At 64.9% G+C, this 21,846-nt stretch carries 27 protein-coding genes; 9 read left to right on the forward strand and 18 right to left on the reverse strand.

From position 1 onward, the window contains the following. Positions 1–3 precede the first annotated feature (3 nt). The 3 genes from recF (at position 4) to DYI37_RS16625 (ending at position 2,977) form a co-directional block, all read left to right on the forward strand. Positions 4–1,164: a DNA replication/repair protein RecF gene (gene recF, locus DYI37_RS16615; RefSeq protein ID WP_116684425.1), complete on the forward strand. Its 1,161-nt coding sequence runs from the start codon at positions 4–6 to the stop codon at positions 1,162–1,164. An 11-nt stretch (positions 1,165–1,175) separates the two neighbouring features. Further along, positions 1,176–1,946: a HesA/MoeB/ThiF family protein gene (locus DYI37_RS16620; RefSeq protein WP_116684383.1), complete on the forward strand. Its 771-nt coding sequence runs from the start codon at positions 1,176–1,178 to the stop codon at positions 1,944–1,946. A 77-nt stretch (positions 1,947–2,023) separates the two neighbouring features. After that, positions 2,024–2,977, forward strand: a complete 954-nt coding sequence (locus DYI37_RS16625) for a Gfo/Idh/MocA family protein (protein ID WP_116684384.1) — start codon at positions 2,024–2,026, stop codon at positions 2,975–2,977. A 14-nt stretch (positions 2,978–2,991) separates the two neighbouring features. Here the strand turns inward: DYI37_RS16625 and DYI37_RS16630 are convergent, their stop codons facing one another. The 7 genes from DYI37_RS16630 to DYI37_RS16660 all read right to left on the reverse strand — a co-directional run bounded on the left by DYI37_RS16630 (position 2,992) and on the right by DYI37_RS16660 (position 8,403). Next, positions 2,992–3,618 (reverse strand): glutathione S-transferase family protein, encoded by a 627-nt coding sequence (locus tag DYI37_RS16630; protein WP_116684385.1) that lies wholly within the window; start codon positions 3,616–3,618, stop codon positions 2,992–2,994. A gap of 46 nt (positions 3,619–3,664) precedes the next feature. Continuing rightward, positions 3,665–4,543, reverse strand: a complete 879-nt coding sequence (locus DYI37_RS16635) for a 3-hydroxybutyryl-CoA dehydrogenase (RefSeq protein WP_116684386.1) — start codon at positions 4,541–4,543, stop codon at positions 3,665–3,667. A 118-nt stretch (positions 4,544–4,661) separates the two neighbouring features. Continuing rightward, positions 4,662–5,597 (reverse strand): electron transfer flavoprotein subunit alpha/FixB family protein, encoded by a 936-nt coding sequence (locus DYI37_RS16640; protein ID WP_116684426.1) that lies wholly within the window; start codon positions 5,595–5,597, stop codon positions 4,662–4,664. Between the two features lie 20 nt (positions 5,598–5,617). Beyond that, the gene (locus DYI37_RS16645; RefSeq protein ID WP_116684387.1) at positions 5,618–6,367 is read right to left on the reverse strand and encodes an electron transfer flavoprotein subunit beta/FixA family protein; all 750 of its coding nucleotides are present in this window, start codon (positions 6,365–6,367) and stop codon (positions 5,618–5,620) included. Positions 6,368–6,575: 208 nt separating this feature from the next. Further along, positions 6,576–7,142, reverse strand: coding sequence for a cob(I)yrinic acid a,c-diamide adenosyltransferase (locus DYI37_RS16650; RefSeq protein WP_116684388.1), 567 nt, complete (start codon positions 7,140–7,142; stop codon positions 6,576–6,578). A gap of 46 nt (positions 7,143–7,188) precedes the next feature. Then, entirely contained in the window at positions 7,189–7,377 is a 189-nt protein-coding gene (locus tag DYI37_RS16655; RefSeq protein ID WP_116684389.1) for a twin transmembrane helix small protein, read from the reverse strand. Between the two features lie 192 nt (positions 7,378–7,569). Next, positions 7,570–8,403, reverse strand: a complete 834-nt coding sequence (locus DYI37_RS16660) for a CpsD/CapB family tyrosine-protein kinase (protein WP_147307939.1) — start codon at positions 8,401–8,403, stop codon at positions 7,570–7,572. 317 nt (positions 8,404–8,720) lie between these two features. Here DYI37_RS16660 and DYI37_RS16665 point away from each other — a divergent pair, with 317 nt between their 5' ends. Continuing rightward, on the forward strand, positions 8,721–9,284 hold the full coding sequence (locus tag DYI37_RS16665; RefSeq protein WP_116684391.1) for a polysaccharide biosynthesis/export family protein: 564 nt from the start codon (positions 8,721–8,723) through the stop codon (positions 9,282–9,284). 112 nt (positions 9,285–9,396) lie between these two features. On the opposite strand, the gene pyk is transcribed toward DYI37_RS16665, so the two are convergent. Continuing rightward, the gene (gene pyk / locus DYI37_RS16670) at positions 9,397–10,833 is read right to left on the reverse strand and encodes a pyruvate kinase (protein WP_116684392.1); all 1,437 of its coding nucleotides are present in this window, start codon (positions 10,831–10,833) and stop codon (positions 9,397–9,399) included. Next, positions 10,830–11,249: a DUF1036 domain-containing protein gene (locus tag DYI37_RS16675; protein ID WP_116684427.1), complete on the reverse strand. Its 420-nt coding sequence runs from the start codon at positions 11,247–11,249 to the stop codon at positions 10,830–10,832. The genes pyk and DYI37_RS16675 overlap by 4 nt, the downstream gene beginning before the upstream one ends. A 263-nt stretch (positions 11,250–11,512) precedes the next feature. On the opposite strand from DYI37_RS16675, the gene DYI37_RS16680 reads away from it, so the two are divergent. The 5 genes from DYI37_RS16680 (at position 11,513) to DYI37_RS16700 (ending at position 14,542) form a co-directional block, all read left to right on the forward strand. Beyond that, the gene (locus DYI37_RS16680; RefSeq protein ID WP_199520186.1) at positions 11,513–11,848 is read left to right on the forward strand and encodes a DUF1244 domain-containing protein; all 336 of its coding nucleotides are present in this window, start codon (positions 11,513–11,515) and stop codon (positions 11,846–11,848) included. Between the two features lie 207 nt (positions 11,849–12,055). Continuing rightward, the gene (locus tag DYI37_RS16685) at positions 12,056–12,319 is read left to right on the forward strand and encodes a DUF2312 domain-containing protein (protein WP_116684393.1); all 264 of its coding nucleotides are present in this window, start codon (positions 12,056–12,058) and stop codon (positions 12,317–12,319) included. 117 nt (positions 12,320–12,436) lie between these two features. Then, positions 12,437–13,540 carry a redox-regulated ATPase YchF gene (ychF, locus tag DYI37_RS16690; RefSeq protein ID WP_116684394.1) on the forward strand — a complete coding sequence of 368 codons (1,104 nt, stop codon included), beginning with the start codon at positions 12,437–12,439 and terminating at the stop codon, positions 13,538–13,540. A gap of 64 nt (positions 13,541–13,604) precedes the next feature. After that, positions 13,605–14,075, forward strand: coding sequence for a MaoC family dehydratase (locus DYI37_RS16695; RefSeq protein ID WP_116684395.1), 471 nt, complete (start codon positions 13,605–13,607; stop codon positions 14,073–14,075). After that, complete coding sequence (locus DYI37_RS16700) at positions 14,072–14,542, forward strand: MaoC family dehydratase (RefSeq protein ID WP_116684396.1); 471 nt, start codon at positions 14,072–14,074, stop codon at positions 14,540–14,542. The genes DYI37_RS16695 and DYI37_RS16700 overlap by 4 nt, the downstream gene beginning before the upstream one ends. A 9-nt stretch (positions 14,543–14,551) precedes the next feature. Here DYI37_RS16700 and bluB read toward each other — a convergent pair whose 3' ends face one another. The 9 genes from bluB to DYI37_RS16745 all read right to left on the reverse strand — a co-directional run bounded on the left by bluB (position 14,552) and on the right by DYI37_RS16745 (position 21,173). Then, the gene (gene bluB, locus DYI37_RS16705) at positions 14,552–15,292 is read right to left on the reverse strand and encodes a 5,6-dimethylbenzimidazole synthase (RefSeq protein ID WP_116684397.1); all 741 of its coding nucleotides are present in this window, start codon (positions 15,290–15,292) and stop codon (positions 14,552–14,554) included. Further along, positions 15,264–15,794, reverse strand: coding sequence for an adenine phosphoribosyltransferase (locus tag DYI37_RS16710; protein WP_116684398.1), 531 nt, complete (start codon positions 15,792–15,794; stop codon positions 15,264–15,266). Before DYI37_RS16710 ends, bluB begins: the two co-directional genes overlap by 29 nt. Positions 15,795–15,875: 81 nt before the next feature. Further along, the gene (hmuQ, locus tag DYI37_RS16715) at positions 15,876–16,199 is read right to left on the reverse strand and encodes a heme-degrading protein HmuQ (RefSeq protein ID WP_116684429.1); all 324 of its coding nucleotides are present in this window, start codon (positions 16,197–16,199) and stop codon (positions 15,876–15,878) included. A 97-nt stretch (positions 16,200–16,296) separates the two neighbouring features. Next, on the reverse strand, positions 16,297–17,247 hold the full coding sequence (locus DYI37_RS16720) for a cytochrome c1 (protein ID WP_116684399.1): 951 nt from the start codon (positions 17,245–17,247) through the stop codon (positions 16,297–16,299). Between the two features lie 25 nt (positions 17,248–17,272). After that, positions 17,273–18,577 carry a cytochrome b gene (locus tag DYI37_RS16725; RefSeq protein WP_116684400.1) on the reverse strand — a complete coding sequence of 435 codons (1,305 nt, stop codon included), beginning with the start codon at positions 18,575–18,577 and terminating at the stop codon, positions 17,273–17,275. Positions 18,578–18,600: 23 nt separating this feature from the next. Continuing rightward, the gene (gene petA, locus DYI37_RS16730; protein WP_116684401.1) at positions 18,601–19,161 is read right to left on the reverse strand and encodes a ubiquinol-cytochrome c reductase iron-sulfur subunit; all 561 of its coding nucleotides are present in this window, start codon (positions 19,159–19,161) and stop codon (positions 18,601–18,603) included. 368 nt (positions 19,162–19,529) lie between these two features. Next, on the reverse strand, positions 19,530–19,823 hold the full coding sequence (locus DYI37_RS16735) for an AzlD family protein (protein WP_116684402.1): 294 nt from the start codon (positions 19,821–19,823) through the stop codon (positions 19,530–19,532). Further along, entirely contained in the window at positions 19,820–20,566 is a 747-nt protein-coding gene (locus tag DYI37_RS16740) for an AzlC family ABC transporter permease (protein WP_116684403.1), read from the reverse strand. The genes DYI37_RS16735 and DYI37_RS16740 overlap by 4 nt, the downstream gene beginning before the upstream one ends. 97 nt (positions 20,567–20,663) lie before the next feature. After that, entirely contained in the window at positions 20,664–21,173 is a 510-nt protein-coding gene (locus tag DYI37_RS16745) for a YbjN domain-containing protein (RefSeq protein ID WP_158555195.1), read from the reverse strand. Positions 21,174–21,846 lie beyond the last annotated feature (673 nt).

The following is a 21,846-nucleotide window of genomic DNA, read 5'->3' on the forward strand; positions in this document are numbered from 1 at the left end:
GCAATGTCCTCGATCGGTGATTTATCGGCCGGACGCCTCAGTCGCGTCTCGGCACTGAAGCTCTACGACTTCCGCAATTACGGCTCTCTCGATCTTCGCTTCGACAAGCGTTTCGTCGTGTTCGCCGGCCCGAACGGTGCCGGCAAGACCAATCTCCTGGAGGCCCTGTCGCTGCTTTCGCCGGGGCGGGGCATGCGGCGCGCCTCCTATGGCGAGATGATGCGTCAGGCCGGGGCGAACGCCTTTTCCGTGCGTGCCGATCTCACCCTCGGCGACGACATGACGAGCGTCCTCACCGGTGTGAAAGGCGAGGAGGACCGCCCGGCCTCGCGCCAGGTGCGCATCGGCGAGACGGTGGTGAAATCCAGCGACGAGCTTCTCGATCTGTCCCGCATCGTCTGGCTGACGCCGGGCATGGATGGCCTTTTCACCGGTCCGGCGGGCGACCGCAGGCGTTTCCTCGACCGCATGGTCCTGTCGATCGATCCGGCGCACGGGCGTCGCGCGGGCGATTTCGAACGCGCCATGCGCTCGCGCAACAAACTGCTTTCGGACAACCGGAATGACGATGTCTGGCTGTCTGGCATCGAGACCCAGATGGCCGAGCTCGCCGTCGCGATGGTCTTTGCGCGCGATCAGCTCGTCGGCCATCTCGAACGCGCGATCGCCATGGCCGATATCGCCTCGCCCTTCCCGAAGGCCGGGCTTGACCTCGATCACGGCCTGGAGACGAGTGACCTCTCAGCTCCCGCGGTCGAGATCGAGGATCGATATCGCGAGCGCCTCGCCCGCAACCGCATGCGGGACGCCTATGCCGGGCGCACGCTGGAAGGTCCGCATCGGGCGGATCTCTCCGTCACCCATCTCGCCAAGGCGATGCCGGCGGGCCTTTCGTCCACGGGCGAACAGAAGGCGCTTCTCGTCGGTCTGATCATCGCCCATGCGAGGATCACCTCGGCTCTCTCGGGCATGACACCGATCCTGCTTCTCGACGAGATCGCCGCCCATCTCGATGCCGGACGACGGGCGAGCCTCTTCGATCTCGTCGCCGAACTCGGTGGCCAGACCTTCATGACGGGAACCGACGCCTCTCTGTTTGAAGCCCTCGGCGAGCGCGCACAGATGGTGACCATCACCGACGGGGCGGCACGCACCGGACCATGAGGGACGAGACCATGAACGACGCAATGCTCTCGGCGAGCGAACTCGAACGCTATGCGCGGCACATCGTGCTTCCGGAGATCGGCGGTCCCGGACAGCAGAAACTGAAGGCCGCGCGCGTGCTGGTCGTCGGTGCGGGGGGCATCGGCTCGCCCGTCGCCCTCTATCTGGCGGCCGCCGGCATCGGTACCCTCGTCTGCGCCGATGACGACGTGGTCTCCCTCTCCAATCTTCAGCGGCAGGTTCTGCATGGAACCGAGAATGTCGGGGAGACGAAGCTCGAGAGCGCCGAACGCGCCGTTGCCCGCATCAATCCGCATGTCCGCTTCGAGGCCTTCGCGCACCGGATCACCCGCGAGAACGGTGCCGACCTCGTCGGCTCCTGCGACCTCGTCGTCGACGGCTCCGACAATTTCGCGACCCGCTATGGGATGGCCGATCTCTGCGAAGAGCGGAAGGTGCCGCTGGTGACGGCCGCCGTCCAGCGCTTCTCGGGCTCCCTCACGGTGCTCGCGCCGCATCGGACGGATAGCGAAGGTCGGCCCCTGCCCCGCTATCGCGATCTCTTCCCCGAAGCCCCTCCTGCCGGCACGGTTCCCTCCTGCGCCGAGGCCGGCATCCTCGGCACGACGACCGGCGTCCTCGGCACGCTAGCCGCCTCCGAGGCCGTCAAGATGATCTGCGACACGGGCGAGCCTCTCCTCGGCCGGTTCCTGATGGTCGACCTCCTCGCCATGCGCTTCGAGACGATCCGCTACCGGCGCATGGGTGCTCGCGGCACCTGATCGGCCTCCCTTGCCCTCGGGGCTGACAGGGATTACCCCGGCGGGACGAACAGCAATCCCATTCGAGGAGAAACCGCATGGCGCCCAGAATCGCGGTCGTCGGCTGTGGCCAGTGGGGCCAGAACCATGTTCGCACCCTCGCCGAGATGCGGTGCCTTGCGGGGGTCGCCGACAGTGATGCCGAGCGGGCGCGTGGCTTTGCCGAGCGCTACGGCGTGCGCGCCCTCACGCTGGACGAGGCGATCGAGGACGCGGAGATCGACGCCCTCGTGCTCGCGCTTCCCGCACGCCTTCACGGACCGACGGCCCGGCGCGCCTTCGCCGCAGGCAAGGACGTCCTCATCGAAAAGCCCATCGCCCTCCACCGCGAGGATGCCGAAGCGACCGCGAAAGCGGCGGAGGATCACGGCCGCATCCTGATGGTGGGCCATGTGCTTCGGTTCCACCCGGTGTTTCGCAAGCTGAGCGAGCTCGTCGCCCAAGGGCGCATCGGCACCCTGAAGCACCTCATCGCCAATCGGCTCGGTCTCGGCCGTTTTCTCGGCATGGACGTCATCTGGGATCTGGCGCCCCACGATCTGTCCCTGATCCTGCATCTGGCCGGCGGTCACCCGGACACGATCCGCGCCAAGCGGCGCACCGTCCTCAGCAACGAGACGGATATCGGCGACATGTCCTTCACGTTCCCCAATGGCGTGACGGCCGACGTCCACGTCTCGCGCGTCTCGCCCTATCGCGACCGCCGTTTCGTCGCGATCGGAACCGAGGGCATGCTGGTGTTCGACGATCTTGCCTCCGAGAACGAGAAGCTTCTCTACTACGGTCACAAGGTCTGGCCGAACGGAACGGGCTTCGACTTCGCGAACGCGCCGGTGGAATACCTGTCCTATGAGGCGGGCCTTCCGCTGACCAACGAGCTGGTCCATTTCATCGACTGCATCACCACGCGAAAAGCGCCGGAGACGGGGGCGGACGAAGCGGTGGAGACCGTTCGTATTCTCGCCGAGATCTCACCCCTCGAGACGAAGTAGGGGGCGCTTCGGCGTCAGGCCGGGGGAATGAAGGCCTGGCGGATCGCCAGGAAATCCGCCCGCTCCTCGCAGCGGGCGAGATGCGCGGCGAGGCCGTCGCATTCGAGGCCTGCGCGGATCGCGGGATGGGCGTCCGACAAGAACCGGAGCGCGGCCGCGATCGCGATATCCGCGTGGCCGGGCGTCGCGCCGAAGACGAAATCCGTCTTCACGGACGCCATCTCGCCTTCGAGCACTGCGAGCCCCTCATGGATCTGCCCGTTGCACCGGTCGATCCAGACCTTCGAAACCGTCTCGTGCAGGACCCGCTCATAGATCAGCGCGACCATCTTTTCGCACAGGCCCGCCGCAAGGGCGCAAAGCCGTAGCTGACGGCGTCGCTCCGGACCGCTTGCGGGGATGAGGGCCCGATCGGGTCCGACCATTTCGTCGAGATGAAGGAGGATGGTCGCCGAGTCGAGGAGCGCCATGCCGTCGTCGAGGACGAGCGTCGGCACGCGCCGCAAGGGATTATACCGCGCGATCTTCTCGCTATCGCCGAAGACCGACCAGGGCCGGTGCTCGAAGGCGATGCCATAGGTCACGAGGGCGATACCGACCCGGCGCACGAAGGGCGAATCATATTGTCCGATCAGGATCATGGGGGTCCCTTCTCGATCGAAGCACGAGGTCGGACAGGCGGCAGCCTCACCGCGTCGGAACCGGCTCCTCGCCGCTATAATCATAGAAGCCGCGTCCGACCTTGCGGCCGAGCCAGCCGGCCTCGACATATTTCACCAGCAGCGGACACGGGCGGTATTTCGAATCCGAAAGCCCGTCATGGAGCACCTGCATGATCGAAAGGCAGGTATCGAGCCCGATGAAATCGGCCAGCTGGAGCGGGCCCATGGGATGGTTCGCACCGAGCTTCATGGCCGTATCGATCGAGGTGACCGAACCGACGCCCTCATAAAGGGTGTAGATCGCCTCGTTGATCATCGGCAGCAGGATGCGGTTGACGATGAAGGCGGGGAAATCCTCCGAAACGGTCGTCGTCTTGCCGAGCTTGTCGACGAAGACGCGCGAGGCCTCGAAGGTCTCCTCGCCGGTCGCGATGCCCCGTACGAGTTCCACGAGCTTCATGACCGGGACCGGGTTCATGAAGTGGATGCCCATGAACCGCTCCGGGCGATCGGATGCCGAAGCGAGGCGGGTGATCGAGATGGAGGAGGTGTTGGACGCGAGAATCGCGTGCTTCGCCAGATGCGGGCAGACCTCGCGGAAGATCTTGCGCTTGATCTCCTCGCTCTCGGTCGCCGCCTCGATGACGAGATCGAGATCGCCGAGGCTCGCATAGTCGCTGGAGGTCTCGATCAGCCCCAGCGCGGCGTCGCGCTGGCCGGCGCCGATCTTCTCAGAGGCGAGCTGCCGGTCGAGCCCCTTCCGAATCCGCGCCAGACCGGCTTCGGTCTGCTCGGAGCCGAGATCGTAGAGACGGACCTTCATGCCGGCGAGGGCGACGACCTGTGCGATCCCCGACCCCATCTGTCCGGCGCCGATGACGCCAACGCTTCTGATCTCGGCCATGACTTGTCTTCCCCTCCGGATGGCGGCCGGGCGGCCGCCCTGGGACGTGAGCCGCCCCTTCTGTCTTGCGCTGCAGCATAGACCGGAGTTCGGAACGATCCAAGGGCGTTGCCCAGGGTCAGACCTTGCTGGTGAGTTCCGGCACGAGTTCGAAGAGATCGCCCACGAGGCCGTAGTCGGCGACCTGGAAGATCGGCGCCTCCTCGTCCTTGTTGATGGCGACGATCACCTTGGAATCCTTCATCCCGGCAAGATGCTGGATCGCGCCGGAAATGCCGCAGGCGATGTAGAGCTCGGGCGCGACCACCTTGCCGGTCTGGCCCACCTGCCAGTCGTTCGGCGCATAGCCCGCATCGACAGCGGCGCGCGAGGCACCGACGGCCGCATTGAGCTTGTCGGCGAGCGGCATGATGACGTCCTTGAACTTCTCGCTCGATCCGAGCGCCCGTCCGCCGGAGACGACGACGGTGGCGCTGCCGAGTTCGGGACGTTCGGAGGTCGCGAGCTCTTCGGACACGAAGCTCGACAGACCGGGCTGCTCGACCGAAACGGACACGGCCTCGATCGGCGCAGCGTCCGCGCCCGATCCCGCCGCCTCGAAGCTCGACGTGCGGATCGTCATGATGCGCTTGGCATCGGAGGTGCGCACGGTCTCGATCGCGTTTCCGGCATAGGTCGGGCGCTTGAACGTATCCGGGCCCTCGACGCTCGTGACGTCGGAGATCTGCATCATGTCGAGAAGGGCGGCAACGCGCGGAAGCACGTTCTTTCCACTCGTGGAGGATGCCGCGACGATCGCATCGTAATCGCCGGCAAGGGAGACGAGCAAAGCGGCGACCGGCTCGGCCAGCTGGTGGGCGAGAGCGTCGCCGCCGGCCGTCAGCACCTTGGCGACACCGTCGAGACCGGCCGCGGCCTCGGCGACGGACGCGCCGTCCGCTCCGACGACGAGAAGATGGACATCGGCACCAAGCGCCTTGGCCGCCGTCAGCGCCTTCGCGGTCTCGGCGGAAAGCTGGCCCTTGTCGTGGTCTGCGAGAAGCAATGTGGTCATGGATTCGATCCTCTCCGCGCTCAAAGAACGCCGGCTTCGTTCTTCAGCTTGTCGACGAGTTCGTCGACGGAGGCGACTTTCACGCCGGCCTTTCGCATCTCGGGCTCCTCGGTCTTCAAAACCTCGATGCGCCGCGCGATATCGACGCCGAAATCCTCAGGGGTCTTCGTCTCGATCGGCTTCTTCTTCGCCTTCATGATGTTGGGCAGCGAAGCGTAGCGCGGCTCGTTGAGGCGCAGATCGGCCGTGACGATTGCGGGAAGCTTCAGGTCCACGGTCTGGAGGCCGCCATCGACCTCGCGCGTCACCTTGGCGCGGCCCTCGGATGCTTCGAGCTTGTAGGCGAAGGTGCCCTGCCCCCAGTTCAGGAGCGCGGCCAGCATCTGGCCGGTCTGATTGCAGTCGTCGTCGATCGCCTGCTTGCCCAGAATCACCAGATCGGGCTTTTCCGTCTCGGCGATCGCTTTCAGCAGCTTGGCGACGGCGAGCGGCTCGACGATCGCGTCGGTCTGCACATGGATGCCGCGATCGGCACCCATCGCCAGCGCGGTCCTGATCGTATCGGCGGACTGCTTCGGGCCGACCGAGATGGCGACGATCTCCTCGGCCGCGCCCGCTTCCTTCAGCCGGACCGCCTCCTCGACGGCGATCTCGTCGAAGGGGTTCATGCTCATCTTCACATTGGCGAGTTCGACGCCCGAACCGTCCGGCTTCACGCGGATCTTGACGTTGTAATCGACCACGCGCTTCACGGCGACAAGGATCTTCATGGGCGATGGGCTCCCGATCAGAGTTCGGCATTGCAGCTCGCGTCTGCGAGGTCAGCCATTTCAAAGGAGGGTTTTGGGCCGGGCGAACCGCGATTTCAAGCCTGATCCGCGCCGATGGCCCGCATCCGCGTCGGGAGCGGACCGCTCCCGAAGGCTTGCGGACGCATCGGACGATCCGAAAACCGGTCCCGCGTTTCGGTTCGATGGGTCAGCGGCTCTTGCCGGGAACCCAAAGGACATCGGCGCGTCCGTCCTCGTTGGCGATCCGGCCGCAGACGAACAGGTGGTCGGACAACCGGTTGACGTAGCGCATCGCGGTTCCGGCGACCGGCTCGCGGCGAGCGAGGGCGACCATCAGGCGCTCGGCGCGGCGCGCCACGGTCCGCGCGTGATGGAGATGAGCGGCGAGAGGCGAGCCCGCCGGGAGTACGAAGCTCTTCAACGGCTCGAGCTTCTCGTTCATCGCGTCGATTTCCGCCTCCAGCCGGTCGACCTGGCTTTCGATGATCTTGAGGGGCTCGAAGCCGAGATCCTTGCCGGTGTCGGGGGTGGCGAGGTCGGCGCCGAGATCGAACAGCTCGTTCTGGATCGTCGCCAGCATCTCGTCCATCGCGCCTTCGCTGTGGAGGCGGGCAAGGCCGATCACCGCGTTGAGCTCGTCGACGGTTCCGTAGGTCTCGACGCGCAGATCGTCCTTCTGCCGACGCTCGCCATTGCCGAGCATCGTCTCACCCTTGTCGCCGGTCCGTGTGTAGATCTTGTTCAGTTTGACCATGTCCGATCCTCCATCGCGTCGGAAGGTCGGGCCGCAATCGCGAAGGTCAACGGCCGAACAGGAGAAACGCGACGATGAGGACGATCGCGAGGGCCTGGAACATGATCCGGTAGCGCATGAAGCGCTGCGACTTGCTTCCCGGTCCACCCTTCATGAGGTTGGCAAGGCCGAGAATGAGCACGATCGCCGTCGCGATCATCGCCGCGAAGGCCAGGAATGTCAGGACGCCGGACATGAATCCCTTTCAGCAGGGGAACGGGCAGGCTTGCCCGTCTTCGATCGCCCTCAGTTGAGGACAATAGACGCCCGCGTCAACAACCACGGTTGTCGCATCGTGCCGGAACACAGAGCGATCCGAGGCGCCGGGCGCCTCGCGGCCTCACCCGTACGGGCGATCCGCATGGGGCAGATGGGAGCGTGGCCGCCGTTAGTGCAGAAGGCGCGGATCGCTGTCGGTCAACAGGTGCAGAACGTCCGTCCGCAGCGCGTTGGCGAGCGTTCGCGCGACATCGGCGATCTCGTCCTGGCGGCTTTCCTCGGCGGCCAGGATGATCGCCGTCTCGCCGTCGTTTAGGCCCTCGATCCGGTCGAGAGCTGCGAGGGGCGTGTGGAGGACGATCATCGCATAGGCTTCGTCGAAGGCTTCGAGATAGACGTCGAGGGCTTCCAGCTGCTCGGGCTCGAGGGCGACGGCGTCGAGCCCGCCCGAGGGCACGTAGTGCAGGCGGCTCGCCTCGTCGCGGTGGATGATCTCGCCGACCTCCCGGCCGCCGCCGAGAAGATCGATCCAGCCTTCGCCGTGCAGATCGCGGTCGAGCCAGCTGCCCGGAGCCGAGTGTCCTTCGAGGTCAAGGAGAACGACCGGATGGCTGTCCTCGGTCAGACGCCGCGAAAGTTCCAGGACGCTTTCGGCCGAACGCTCGTCCTCGAACGGTGTCACGAGAACGAGGCGCTTGATGTTCATTTCGCGGGCCGCGAAGGCGAGGTCGTTGACGCCCACGCGCTCGATCTCGACCTCACCCTCGGTATGGGCGTTGAGCTGCGGCAGTTCGAAGCTGGTGCCGGCTTCGCTGCGGTCTTCCATCGGGCCGTCCATCTTCACATTCGCCATGTCTTCGATCGCCTTCCAGAAGCCGTGTCCAGGTCCCGTCTCGACCGCGAGCCGAGCGGACTGGTCGACCGGCTTGCGTTCGCCTGCTCCTGCCTGACCCGAAGATGCGAGCGCATCCGTCCGATCATTCTGCCTGCTCACGTCGCTCATCGGGACATCATCCATCAACACGGCCGGGTGCGCCTTCCCTTGCGTCTGCGCGTGCCGTCCAACGGGTCGCTCGCAAGCCTTCGGTCACATCCTCGAAACTCCGAGAACAAGCCTCGCCGGTTTTGGTAACCACCCGGTTAATGGCGCTCCGGGGCTCAGGGCACCCCGTGGTCGGGCCTCATCCGGCAGGGTCCGGCCGCGCCCGCACTTCACCTTTGGTTAACCCTAATAACCTTAAACATTTCAGCAGATGCACCGGCACCTTCGATCGGTTTCGGGCGTCGGGCCCACGAGCGCTGGACACGGGAACAGGTTTGATGAAAACGATCGCGAAACTCGTTCTCGCAGCTGCGGTCTTCGCAACAGGCGGGTGCTCGTCCTACTACAAGCCGCCTCCCCCCGCCTTCCATGCGGCGCTCAATCAGGCCTATCGCTTCGACAGCGGCGACGTCGCCCGCGTCACCGTCTTCGACCAGGCGGAACTCACCGCCGCCTATTCGATCGACAAGGCGGGATATCTGTCCATGCCGCTCATCGGCGACGTTCCGGCAAGAGGCCGCACGGCGGTGGAACTGGAAGGGGAAGTCACGCGGCGCCTCGCCAACGGCTACCTCAACGATCCCGACGTGACGATTTCGGTCGAGCAGTACCGGCCATTCTTCATCATGGGCGAAGTCGCCCAGGGTGGGCAGTACACCTATGTTCCCGGCATGACGGTGCAGAAGGCGATCGCGGCCTCCGGCGGCTACACCCCGCGCGCAGAGCAGGCCAGCGTGGACATCACGCGCCAGATCGGCGGCGAGGTCGTCACGGGCCGCGTTCTCGCCTCCGACCCGATCCTACCCGGCGACACGCTCTATGTGCGCGAGCGCTGGTTCTGAGGCTCAGGCTTCGAACCGAAACGGAGACACGAAAAACGGCGCGAACCGATCGCGCCGTTTTTCATTTGCAGGAAGGCCGAGCCTTCCCATCCAGCCGAGATCGCGATGGCGATCAGACGGCCGAGAGCCCGTCCGAACCGATATAGGCGATCCGCAGCATGTTCGTCGCACCGGGCTGGCGCAGCGGCACGCCGGCGGTGACGATCAGCTTCTGGCCGGCGTTCGCATAGCCCTGCTCGACCGCGATACGGCAGGCCCGGTCGACCATGTCGTCGAGGTCCTGGGCGTCTTCCGTGACGACGCAGTGGAGGCCCCAGGCGATCGACAGGCGCCGCGCGGTGCGCAGGATCGGCGACAGCGCGACCAGAGGCACCTGCGGCCGCTCGCGCGAGGCGCGCAGTCCCGTGGTTCCGGTCGCCGTATAGGTGACGATCACCGCCACATCGAGCGTCTCGGCCATCTGGCGTGCGGCGAGCGAGACCGCGTCCGCGCCGGTGGCTTCGGGCTCGGGCCGCTGGGCGAAGATGATGCCTGGATAGAGCGGGTCCTTCTCCACCTGTACCGCGATCCGGTCCATGGTCGAGACCGCCTCGACCGGATAGCTGCCGGCCGCCGACTCGGCCGAGAGCATGACGGCGTCCGCGCCCTCGAAGACGGCGATCGAGACGTCGGAGACTTCCGCGCGGGTCGGCACCGGCGCCGAGATCATCGATTCGAGCATCTGCGTCGCGACGACCACGGGCTTGCCCGCGCGCCGGCAGGCGCGGGTGATCCGCTTCTGGATTCCCGGCACTTCCTCCAGCGGCATCTCGACGCCGAGATCGCCGCGCGCGACCATGATCGCATCCGACAGCTCGATGATCTCGTGGAGACGCTGGACGGCCTGCGGCTTCTCGATCTTTGCCATGAGGAGCGCGCGCCCCTTGGCGATCTTGCGGGCCTCGGCCATGTCTTCGGGACGCTGGATGAAGGACAGGGCGACCCAGTCCACATCGGCCTCCAGAACCGCATCGAGATCGGCGCGGTCCTTCGGCGTGAGCGCTCCGGTCTTCAGCGTCGTGTCGGGAAGCGACACGCCCTTGCGGTTGGAGATCTTCGAACCGGCGAGCACCCGCGTCTTTACCCTGCGGCCGTCGGTCTCGATGCATTCGAGGAAGAGGCGACCGTCGTCGATCAACAGCCGGTGCCCGACCTCGACCGCCTCGAGAATCTCGGGATGGGGAAGATGGACGCGCGTCTCGTCGCCCAGTTCCTCGTTGTCGTCGAGGGTGAATTCCTGCCCGATCCGCAGATCGACGGAGTCCGTCTTGAACTTGCCGACCCGCAGTTTCGGCCCCTGGATATCGGCGAGAATGCCGATCGGGCGACCGATCTGCGCCTCCACGCGGCGGATGCGCGCCACCAGTTCGCGCATGAGATCATGGCTCGCATGGCTCATATTGATGCGGAAGACGTCCGCACCCGCCTTATGGAGTTCTGCGATCTGATGCTCCTCGGAGGAGGCCGGCCCCAGGGTCGCGAGAATCTTGACGCTTCGGTTCCGTTTCATTCGGTCTCCGTCGTGCTGCGTGGAGGTTCGGTCAACTGGACCATCCAGCTGTCCTGTTCGCCCGTGTCGAATTCGCGGAAGCCCATGCTCTGATAGCCGCGCTTCAGGCATTCGCTGACGCCGGCGATCTTGAACTCGTTCTCGGCGACGCAGAGATCGATGTCCCCGGCCCACCGGGACTCGCCATTGGCGTCTTCCGCATAGAGGTAGTAAAAACGGGAATTGAGCCGGCCCGTGATGAGCGGCTTGCAGGTCTCGGCCGGGATCCGCCACCAGCCTTCGCTGATCCAGCCCGCATCGGCGCGATAAGCGATCGCCACCCCGACGAGGTTCGTCGTTCCATTGCAGACCCGGAAGTCGGCCTTCGCTTCACCGACGCCGCCGAAACCGAAGATCGACAGAGCCAAAGCCCCCATCAGTGCCAAGGCTTTGGAACGGCCTCCCGGACGCGGCGTGATGCGGCCTGCGCTCGGCGGGAAAACACTCTTCGAATCGTTTGAATCGAGCGACACTGGCATAGCCTCTTTTCCGACGAAGCGATCTCTTTGCAAAGGGAAAACCTTTCAGTCCGGCCGCTCAAGCGCAAGTTTCGACCCGCAAGGCCTCTGCACCGGACTTGAACGCCCCATTCGCGACCGCGATATGGCGGGGAACCGGTTCACCATGCAAGGTCTTCGTCATGTCCTCGTCCTCCTCCAGCCCCGCGCAAGCATCGGAAATGTCCCAGTCCACCCGCACGGAACTGGAAGCGGCCGCGTTTCGCCGGCTCCGAGACCATCTGCGCGAGCGAACGGACGTGCAGAACATCGACTTGATGAACCTCGCCGGCTTCTGCCGCAACTGTCTTTCGCGCTGGTATCAGGAAGCGGCGAACGAGCGCGGCGAAACCCTGTCCAAGGACGAGGCGCGGGAGATCGTCTACGGCATGCCTTATGAGGAGTGGCGTGACAGGCACCAGCGCGAGGCCTCCGGGGACGACATGGCCGCATTCGAGACCAACCGGCCGAAGGAATAGCGGCCCGGCGATCCCCTTCCACCTCGGTTAGCTGCCTGTTAACCCTGAAATGCGACCTGTCCGTGACACGGCCTCGCCACCCCTTTCGAGGGGCGAGGGACGGGCTCGGCGGCGCCAGGCGAGAAGCTGCGGCAGCCGGTCGGCACGCGTCCCGTTCCGAGACCGCGCGACTGCGCCATTGCAACGATCCTTGAAGAGGTTGATTTCATGTCCGACGTTTCCGCCGTTGCCGGCGACCATCTGAGATCCTTCGTCGAGCGCATCGAGCGGCTCGAGGAAGAGAAGAAGACCATCGCCGACGACATCAAGGACGTCTATGCCGAGGCGAAGGGCAACGGCTTCGACACCAAGGTGCTGCGCAAGATCATCTCGATCCGCAAGCAGGACCAGAACGAGCGCCAGGAACAGGAAGCGATCCTCGATCTCTACCTCCAAGCCCTCGGCATGAGCCCGGACATGCCGGACGAATAAGTCCGCCTCCATCCTCGGAAATATTGACCCTCGGGTGAGATCGCTGCAAACAGCGGACGAGCCTGAGGCGCGCCCTTCCTCCCCCGCGCGCCGACCACCATTTTCGAGGATGCCCCCATGGGTTTCAGATGCGGTATCGTCGGACTGCCGAATGTCGGCAAGTCGACGCTTTTCAACGCACTCACCAAGACGGCGGCCGCGCAGGCCGCGAACTATCCGTTCTGCACGATCGAGCCGAATACCGGCGATGTGGCCGTGCCCGATCCGCGCCTTCGCGACATCGCGGGGATCGCCAAGTCCGCGAACATCATCCCGACCCGCATCACCTTCGTCGACATCGCGGGCCTCGTTCGCGGTGCCTCCAAGGGCGAGGGCCTGGGAAACCAGTTCCTCGCCAATATCCGCGAGGTGGACGCGATCGTTCACGTGCTGCGATGCTTCGAGGATGACGACATCACCCATGTGGAAGGCCGGATCGACCCGGTCGCCGATGCGGAGACGGTCGAGACGGAGCTGATGATCTCCGATCTCGAGAGCCTCGAACGCCGGGTCGTCGCGACCCGCAAGAAGGCGACCGGCAAGGACAAGGACGCCCTCGCCCAGCTTCCGATCATGGAAAAGGCCATCGCGGCGATCGAGGACGGCAAGCCGGTGCGCACCATCGTCGCCGGCCTCGACGGCGAGGAACGGCGCGAATTGCGCAATCTCAACCTCCTCACCTCCAAGCCCGTTCTCTACGTCTGCAACGTCGCCGAGGAGGACGCCGCTAACGGCAACGCGCATTCCGAAAGCGTCGCCAAAATGGCCGAGACCCAGGGCGCCGGGTCCGTCGTCATCTCCGCCGCGATCGAAGCCGAGATCGCTCAGCTGCCGGAAGACGAGGTCGGAGACTATCTGGAGGCGATGGGGCTCACCGAACCCGGTCTCGATCGCCTGATCCGCGCCGGCTACGAGCTCCTGGAACTCATCACCTATTTCACCGCCGGCCCCAAGGAAACGAGGGCCTGGACGGTGCATCTCGGCGCCAAGGCGCCCCAGGCGGCGGGCGTGATCCATACGGATTTCGAGAAGGGTTTCATCCGCGCCCAGACCATCGCCTTTGCCGACTACGTCTCCCTCGGCGGCGAAGTCGCGGCCAAGGAAGCGGGCAAGGCGCGTGACGAAGGCAAGGAATATGTCGTCGCCGATGGCGATGTGATGCTCTTCAAGTTCAACGTCTGAGGCGAAGGGAGCCCGCGCACGGGCATCCCATGACCTTGCGCCCCTCGAACGGAACGGATCGACGATGTCGAAATATGTGCTGGAAGATTTCACCGAAGGACGGGTCTTCGACCTCGCACCCTACGAGGTCGACAGGCAGGAGGTGATCGCCTTCGCCGAAGCCTACGACCCCCAGCCCTTCCATCTCGACGAGGAGGCCGGCAAAGCCTCGATGCTCGGCGGCCTCTCCGCCTCGGGATGGCATGTCTGCGGCATGATGATGCGCATGATCTGCGACGCCTATCTTCTGGATTCGACGTCCCAGGGCACGGGCAGCGTCGATTTCGTCGATTGGAAGGTTCCGGTCCGCCCCGGCGACACGCTCACCGGCTCCTCGACCGTTCTCTCCGCACGCGTCTCGTCGAAGAAGCCGTTTCTCGGCCTCGTGAACCTTCGCACCGAAGTGCGCAACCAGCGCGGCGAGACGGCCGCGGTCTGCGAGCATCTTCTTCTCTGCCTCACGCGGCAGGCTCGCGACGAAGAGGTGATGGCATGAGCTTCTGGGACAGTATCGAACTCGACCGCACCTACGAGATGGGCTCCCATCTCTTCACGGCCGAGGACATCATGGATTTTGCGAGGCGCTTCGATCCGCAGCGCTTCCATCTCGATCCTGATGTCGCCAAGAAGACCCTTCTGGGCGGTCTCTGCGCATCGGGCTGGCACACGACGGCGGTCTACATGAAGCTGAACGTCGCCTGGCGCACCGAAATGCTGAAGGAGTGGCTCGCCGCAGGTGGCGAGATGCCGGATTTCGGCCCCTCGCCCGGCATCAAGAACATCCGCTGGACGCGCCCAGTCTATGCGGGCGAGACGATCGCCTATCGTCAGCGCATCAGCGAGAAGCGCGTGTCGCGTTCGCGGCCCGGCTGGGGCATTATCGGTTTCGCAGTTGAAGCCGTGAACCCGGAAGGCCTGACCGTGATGACCTTCGACGGCGCGGCGTTTCTGGCGACCAAGTAAGGTCCGGTCTTACCGCATGAGAAGACTTGTCGCCTTGCGGCTCTGCCAGCCGGCCCGTTCGAGTTCGGGGACATCGTCCGCCTCGCACGGGTAGCCGATGCAGAGATAGGAGACGAGCGTCCAGTCGGCAGGAACGTCGAGCGCGGCGGTCACCTCGTCCGGATCGAGGATGGAGACCCAGCCGACCCCCAGACCGTGGGCCCGCGCGCAGAGCGCGAACAGGGCGACCGCCCCTGAAACGGAATGGACCAGGGCCTCCGGCATTGTCCGCGAGCCGAGACCGTGGCCCTGATCGGTCGCCGCATCGCAGAAGACGGCGAGTTGCACCGGCGCTTCGCGAAGGCCCGACAGCTTCAGCCGCGCATAGAGATCGGCCCGCGCCGGATCGGTCGCCGCGAGCGCCTCCGCATTGCACCGCTCGAAGCTCTCTCGGACCATCCGCCTCGCCTGCGCACTCTCCACGCGGACGAGACGCCAGGGCTGGCTGTTGCCGACCGAGGGCGCGAGATCGAACGCGTCGAGGGCCGCCCGAAGCACGACCTCGTCGACGGGGTCGATGCGGAACCGACGCACGTCCCGGCGCCACTCCATCAAACGGCGGAGATCGCCGCAGAATTCCTCACCGAACTCGGACGCGCAAGCGGACACTACGGCAACTCCCTGAGCGGCAACTCCCTGAGCCTTGCGGCAGGACGTGGCGGACGGATCGCGTGCCGGGCGCTCAGCCGCCCTCGAACTCGCAGAGGGCATGCACCTCGACACCCAGTTCGCGCAGCTTGCGCGCGCCGCCGAGATCGGGAAGATCGACCAGGAAGCAGGCCGCGACGATCTCCGCCCCGAGCCCACGCAGGAGTTCGACGGCGCCGACCGCCGTGCCACCCGTCGCGATGAGATCGTCGGTGAGGAGAACGCGCTCGCCCGGCAGCACCGCATCGCGGTGCAGTTCCATCTCGTCCTGGCCGTATTCCAGCTCATAGGTGACCGAGACGGTCTCTCCGGGGAGCTTGCCCTTCTTGCGGATGGGAATGAACCCGGCCGACAACTGATGGGCGAGCGCCCCGCCGAGAATGAAACCGCGAGCCTCGACGCCCACCACATGGCGGATCTGGCTGTTCGAATGGGGCGCGACGAGCTGGTCGATCGCGGCTCGAAAGGCTCTCGGATCGCTGAGCAGGGTCGTGATATCCCGAAACAGGATACCGGGCTTGGGATAATCCGGGATCGTCCGGATCGCGGCTCTCAGATCGACCATTGAACATGTTCCCCTGCCGCCGCCCGGGCAGCTCTCATTCCGAGACGCGCGGTGCCTCCGCGCGCTCCATTCCGGATGCGATCACCCATCGCCGCGATCGATGGTCTGGATCACTTCGAACCCTTCGAACTCTGGATGACCCTGATAGAGGGGCCTCGTCGAGCCCGCACCGCCATGGGAGCGCCGGAACGCCTCCGACTTCGTCCACGCCTCGAAGGAGGCATAGTCCTTCCAGATCGTGTGGGACGAATAGAGCTGGTGGTCGTCCCGCTTGGGTCCGCGCAGCATGTGAAACTCCACGAAGCCCGGCACGGTCTTCAGCTGGGAGTCACGATTGAGCCAGAGCTCTTCGAACTCGGTCTGAGCATCGGGCAGGACCTTGAAGCGGTTCATCGCGATATACACGGGCTTCTCCATCGGTTCGGTGGTCGAAACAGAAAGGACAAACAAAAAGGGAGCCGGAGCCCCCTTTTTCAATGCCGACGGCAGGTGTTCGAGCCCGTCAGTGAGGCGTGCTCGCCCAGACACGGCGCTTCACGAGGAAGAGCAGGACCGCGAACACGATGAGGAAGATCATCGTGACGAAACCGGTCGCCTTGCGCTCGGTCATATGTGGTTCGGCCGCCCACATCAGGAAGGCCGTCACGTCGCGCGAATACTGCTCCACGGTCTGCGGCGCACCGTCGGAATAGGTCACCTGATCTTCGTAGATCGGCTGCGGCATGGCAAGCGCGGCCGAGGAGATGAAGTACGGGTTGTAATAGGTCCCGTCCATCACCTGCACACCGGCAGGCGGCTCCTCGCCATAGCCCGTCAGAAGCGCGTGGATATAGTCGGGGCCGGCCTCGGCATACTGGGTGAAGATGTCGAAGACGAAGGTCGGGAAGCCGCGCTCGACGGCCCGGGCCTTGGCGATCAGCGACAGATCGGGCGGCACCGCACCGTTGTTGGAAGCGGCCGCTGCCTGCGGATTGGGATAGGGCGCGGGCAGATAGTCCGATCCGACGGCCGGGCGCTCGAACATCTCACCGGTGTCGTCCGGGCCGTCCTGGACGGTGTATTCGCCGGCGAGCGAGGAGATCTGGTCTTCCGAATAGCCGAGCGCTTCGAGATTGCGGAAGGCCACGAAGTTCATCGAATGGCAGGCCGAGCAGACTTCGCGGTAGACCTGGAAGCCACGCTGCAGCTGGGCGAGATCCCAGGTGCCGAAGGGCCCGTCGAACGACCAGTCGACCTCTTCCGGCTTCTTGAGCGGGTAATGCGGGGTTTCCGCATGCCCCTCTTCGGCAGCTTCGGCGGCATGCTCTTCCTCGACCGCGACGACGCCCGCATCTTCGGGCGATGCGACATCGCCGGTCGCGGCGACAGGCTCCTGGGCTCCGTCCTGAGCGTAGGCGCTCAGGGGGAGGTATGCGATTCCAGCCGCGAGGAGAACGGATAGCGTCTTTTTCATGGGATTATCTCCGTTGCTCGTCCGTTCAGCCCTTGGTTTCCGGCGAAGCGGTGGCGCCTTCCGGCGTGACCGATCCCCCGGACTTCGCATGCTTTGCGAGAACGGCTTCGGTGATGGAATTCGGCAGCTTCCGGGGCGTCTCGATCAGTCCGAGAACCGGCAGGACGATGAGGAAGTGCGCGAAGTAGTAGATCGTGCCGATGAGCGCGAGCTCGGTATAGGGCGTTTCGGCGGGCTTGGCCCCGAGCCAGCCGAGCATGATGGCGTTCGCCACGAAGATCCAGAAGAAGATCTTGTAGATCGGGCGATAGGCCGTCGAGCGCACGCGGCTAGTGTCGAGCCAGGGCAGGAAGAAGAGGATGATGATCGAGCCGAACATCACCAAGACGCCGCCGAGCTTGGAGTCGATCGGACCGATATTGAAGGTGATGGCACGCAGCATCGCGTAGAAGGGCAGGAAGTACCATTCGGGAACGATATGCGAGGGCGTCTTGAGCGGGTTCGCCTCGATATAGTTGTCCGGGTGCCCGAGGAAGTTCGGCAGGTAGAAGACGAAATAGGCGAAGGCGAGGAGGAACACGACCATTGCGAGGCCGTCCTTGACCGTCGCATGGGGCGTGAAGGGAACCGTGTCCTTGGAGGACTTCACCTCGACGCCGGTCGGGTTGGTCTGGCCGGTCACGTGCAGCGCCCAGACGTGCAGGATCACGACGCCCGCGATCATGAACGGCAGGAGGTAGTGCAGCGAGAAGAAGCGGTTCAGGGTCGGGTTCTCGACCGAGAAGCCGCCGAGAAGCAGGGTCTGGATCGGATCGCCCACCAGCGGGAAGGCGGTGAAGAAGCCGGTGATGACGGTGGCGCCCCAGAAGGACATCTGTCCCCAAGGCAGGACGTAGCCCATGAAGGCGGTCGCCATCATCAGGAGGAAGATCACGACGCCGAGGATCCACAGAACTTCGCGCGGCGCCTTATAGGAGCCGTAATAGAGGCCTCTGGCGATGTGCAGATAGACGGCGACGAAGAAGAACGAGGCGCCGTTGGCGTGCATGTAGCGCAGCATCCAGCCCCAGTTCACGTCGCGCATGATCTTCTCGACCGACTCGAAGGCCAGCGAGGACGCCGCCGCGTAGTGCATCGCGAGGACGATGCCGGTCAGGATCTGGATGCCGAGGAAGATCGCGAGGATGCCGCCGAAGGTGTAGGCGTAGTTCAGGTTGCGCGGCACCGGATAGGCGACGAACGAATCATAGACCATCCGCGGAAGCGGCAGGCGGGCGTCGAGCCAGCGCATGATGCCGTTCGACGGGACGTAGGATGAGTGACCACTCATGAATCGTTTTCCTTCCGTTCCGATCAACCGATGGTGATGGTGGTGTCGTCTGAGAATGCGAAAGGCGGGATCGCCATGTTCTCCGATGCCGGACCGGAGCGGATGCGACCCGCTGTGTCGTAGGCCGAGCCGTGGCAGGGGCAGAAATAGCCGTCATAGGGGCCGGCCTGGCCGAGCGGGATGCAGCCGAGATGGGTGCAGACGCCAACCATCACGAGCCAGGCTTCCTTGCCCTCCGCCGCACGGTTCTCGTCGCTTGCCGGTGCATCGCCAGGGATATTGGCGTTTCTCGCCAGCGGGTCCTTCAGCTCGGACAGATCGACGGCTTTCGCCTCCTCGATCTCCTGGGCCGTGCGCTGACGGATGAAGATGGGCTTGCCGCGCCATTTGGCGGTGATCGACTGGCCTTCGGCGACCTGACTCACATCGACGTCGATCGAGGCGAGAGCCAGGGTGGCCGCGTCCGGGTTCATCTGGTCGATGAAGGGCCAGATGACGGCGGCCGCACCGACGGCACCGACGGCACCCGTTGCGATGTAGAGAAAGTCGCGGCGGTTCGGTTCGGTGCTATCGTTTACGCTCACTGCGCAGCCTTTCCTGTCACTCGGATCTCTGTCTGACCAGAGACGGGCGATGCGATGGTCGATCGGTCGCTGCGGGCCGGAGAACTGTCGCAAGAAAGGACGTATCGTTTGGCACAGGACCGAAGAGTCTGGACGGCTTCTAAGACAACCGAGAGGCCAATGTCCAGTTTGTCAAAAGCGCACAGAGACGCATTTCCGCCTTGCTGTGGCCTCGTTTCACACGGCCCGGCACGGCATGGCGCCGTCGGGCATGCCGAGTATCCCTCCAGATCGGCTCGCCGCCTCGTATACGACCTCGCGAAGCGCTGCTGAGGGGTCCGGGGCCCCGCCACGGTCCGCCGGGGGAACGCCCCTCCTCCCGCGCCCGCTCAGAAGGCGGCGCGCATCAGGGCGACGAGGCCGGCGCCGATCGCGACGGTCGCGATGAGGGGAAGACGCAGAGCGAGAAAGCCGCACACGACGATCGCGATTCGCTCAGGCCAGTCGCCGCTGACGATGACGGGTGCGAAGATCGTCGTCAGCACCGCTGCGGGCACGGCGTCGAGAGCCGCTTCCAGTCGGGGCGGCAGGGTGCCGATGGCCTTGATGAGAAGATGTCCGCCGATTCGCGTCAGGTAGGTCAAAAGTCCAGCGAGAACGACGATGAGCCAGAAATCGCTCACAACACGCCTCCCCCGGCCGGATCATCGGCGGGATGCGCCGCTGCGGACTTGCCCGTCCTTTGTGGAAGACAGGCGGCGACCGTGATCCCGGCAAGGGCGCCGAGGGTCACGTGCCAGGGGGGACCCACGAGCGTGTAGAGGATGATCGACGCACCGGCGCTCGCGCTCGCGACCGGCCAGAACGCCGCGCGCGAGCGGAACGTCATGACCATTGCGAGGAAATAGGCGGGCAGGACGAAGTCGATACCGTAGACCGATGTGTCCTCGATGAGGGAGCCGAAGACGAAACCGAGAGCCGATGCCGCGAGCCAGCACACATAGAGGAGCAGGGCGTAGACGAGATAATACGGAACGGTCAGCGCGCCCTTCGCCGCCCGAGCCTCTGCCGCTGCGAAGGTCGGGTCGACCAGGAGGAAGAAGGCGAGCGCTTTAATGGGGCGCGGAAAGCCGTCGAGATGGCGCCCGATCGACGCAGAATAGAGAACGTGGCGGAAGTTGAGCGCGAAGACCGTCACCAGCACGGACCAGACCGGCGCGCCGATGCCGACGAGTTGCAGCGCCGCCAGCTGCGAGGCGCCCGCATAAACGGAGGCCGAGAAGCCGATCGTCTCGACGAGGCTCAGTTGCGCGCTCGCCGCGACGGTGCCGTAAACCATGCCGAAGGGGATGATCGCGAGAATGATCGGCACGACATCGCGCACCGCGCTTTTCGTATCGCTGTCGGATTCGTGCGCCCCGGACATGACAAACTCCCAGATTCGGAGCCCTGTTACAGCATCAAGGTTCGCGGATGCACGAACGAATATGTTCGGCCGAAGAAATCTTCGAGGCAGGAGCCGATCACGGCGTCTCGGCGATGACGTTCCGCTCGAAATCGGCGAGCGCGATCGTCCACTGGCCGAAGATCTCGTCCAGCTGCTCGCGCACGAATCCGCCGCTTGCCGGAAGGTTCATCTCGATCACCGGCAGGTTGTCCTCGGTGAGATAGGCCTTGTTGAACGGCGCGTTGCGGTTCCACAGGTTGAGTGCGCCGACGGAAACGGTGGGCACGTCCCAGATGGCGTAGAAGTTCAGGGCATCGCAGCCCTGGGCCTGATCGCAGTTCAGGAAGAAGAGCTGGTAGGCCGTTCCGTTGATCTCGCCGACAAGGGCCGGATCGCCATTGTCGAGCTCGACGATCCTGGCATCGCCATAGGCCTCGGCGAGATCGACGATGGCATCCAGATCGTCGGTGGACAGGATCGTCGCGGCTGCGGGCGCGGTCGGCGTCTCCCCGACGGCCCCCGCACTCGAAGCCGCCGCCAACGCACACGAGAAGACGAGGGTGCGTAGAAAATCAGCAAGGGGCATGGGAAGTCCTTCAGGGATTTCGCACTTATTAGTCGGTCGCGGGGGAGGATTCGCAAGACGCCCGGCCCGCCTCACGGTGGTTTGATGGGAGAACGGCATCGAGCCGCCGAAGGTCACCGGGGCGGCATCGAAGAATGGCGGTCGTCGGCCCGTCTCATGAACGGTGAAAGCTTCGGGGGCAAGCCGCAAAACTTCTGCGACCTGGGTCTAGGTTTTCCATCCTGCCGGCGCCGATCCTGCGCTGCCCCCGCGCCCCGCGCATCGCAAATCCGTGGCCGATCCTCATCGCGCCGCAGCCCCGATCGCGCCTCGTTCGAACGGGCCGGCCCGGCCTCGACCCGCGATCGGCCGTGCACGCGACGAGGGGCGGAGCGGCGTGCGGCCTAAGATCGCAAACGGATCGAAAAATCGAGTTTCGGACGATTCTAGACAAGGCTACCCGTTGAAGGTTCGCCGAGCGGTCATATCATCCGGCTAACGATGGCAATGCGCCGAGCTCGGCTTGTGCCACTGCGATCGGCCAGAGATTCAGAAGGGCTTCGGAACCATGAATGTGAGACCAGACATTTCGAACCGCGGCGAGTGCCCGTTCGGCGGCACGCGTATCGGGGGTGCGACGGGATCGGAGCCGCAGCTCGACCACTGGTGGCCGAACCGGCTGAAGGTGGAGCTT

It is taken from the genome of Fulvimarina endophytica (assembly GCF_003403015.1).
GTDB classification, from domain to species: domain Bacteria; phylum Pseudomonadota; class Alphaproteobacteria; order Rhizobiales; family Rhizobiaceae; genus Fulvimarina; species Fulvimarina endophytica.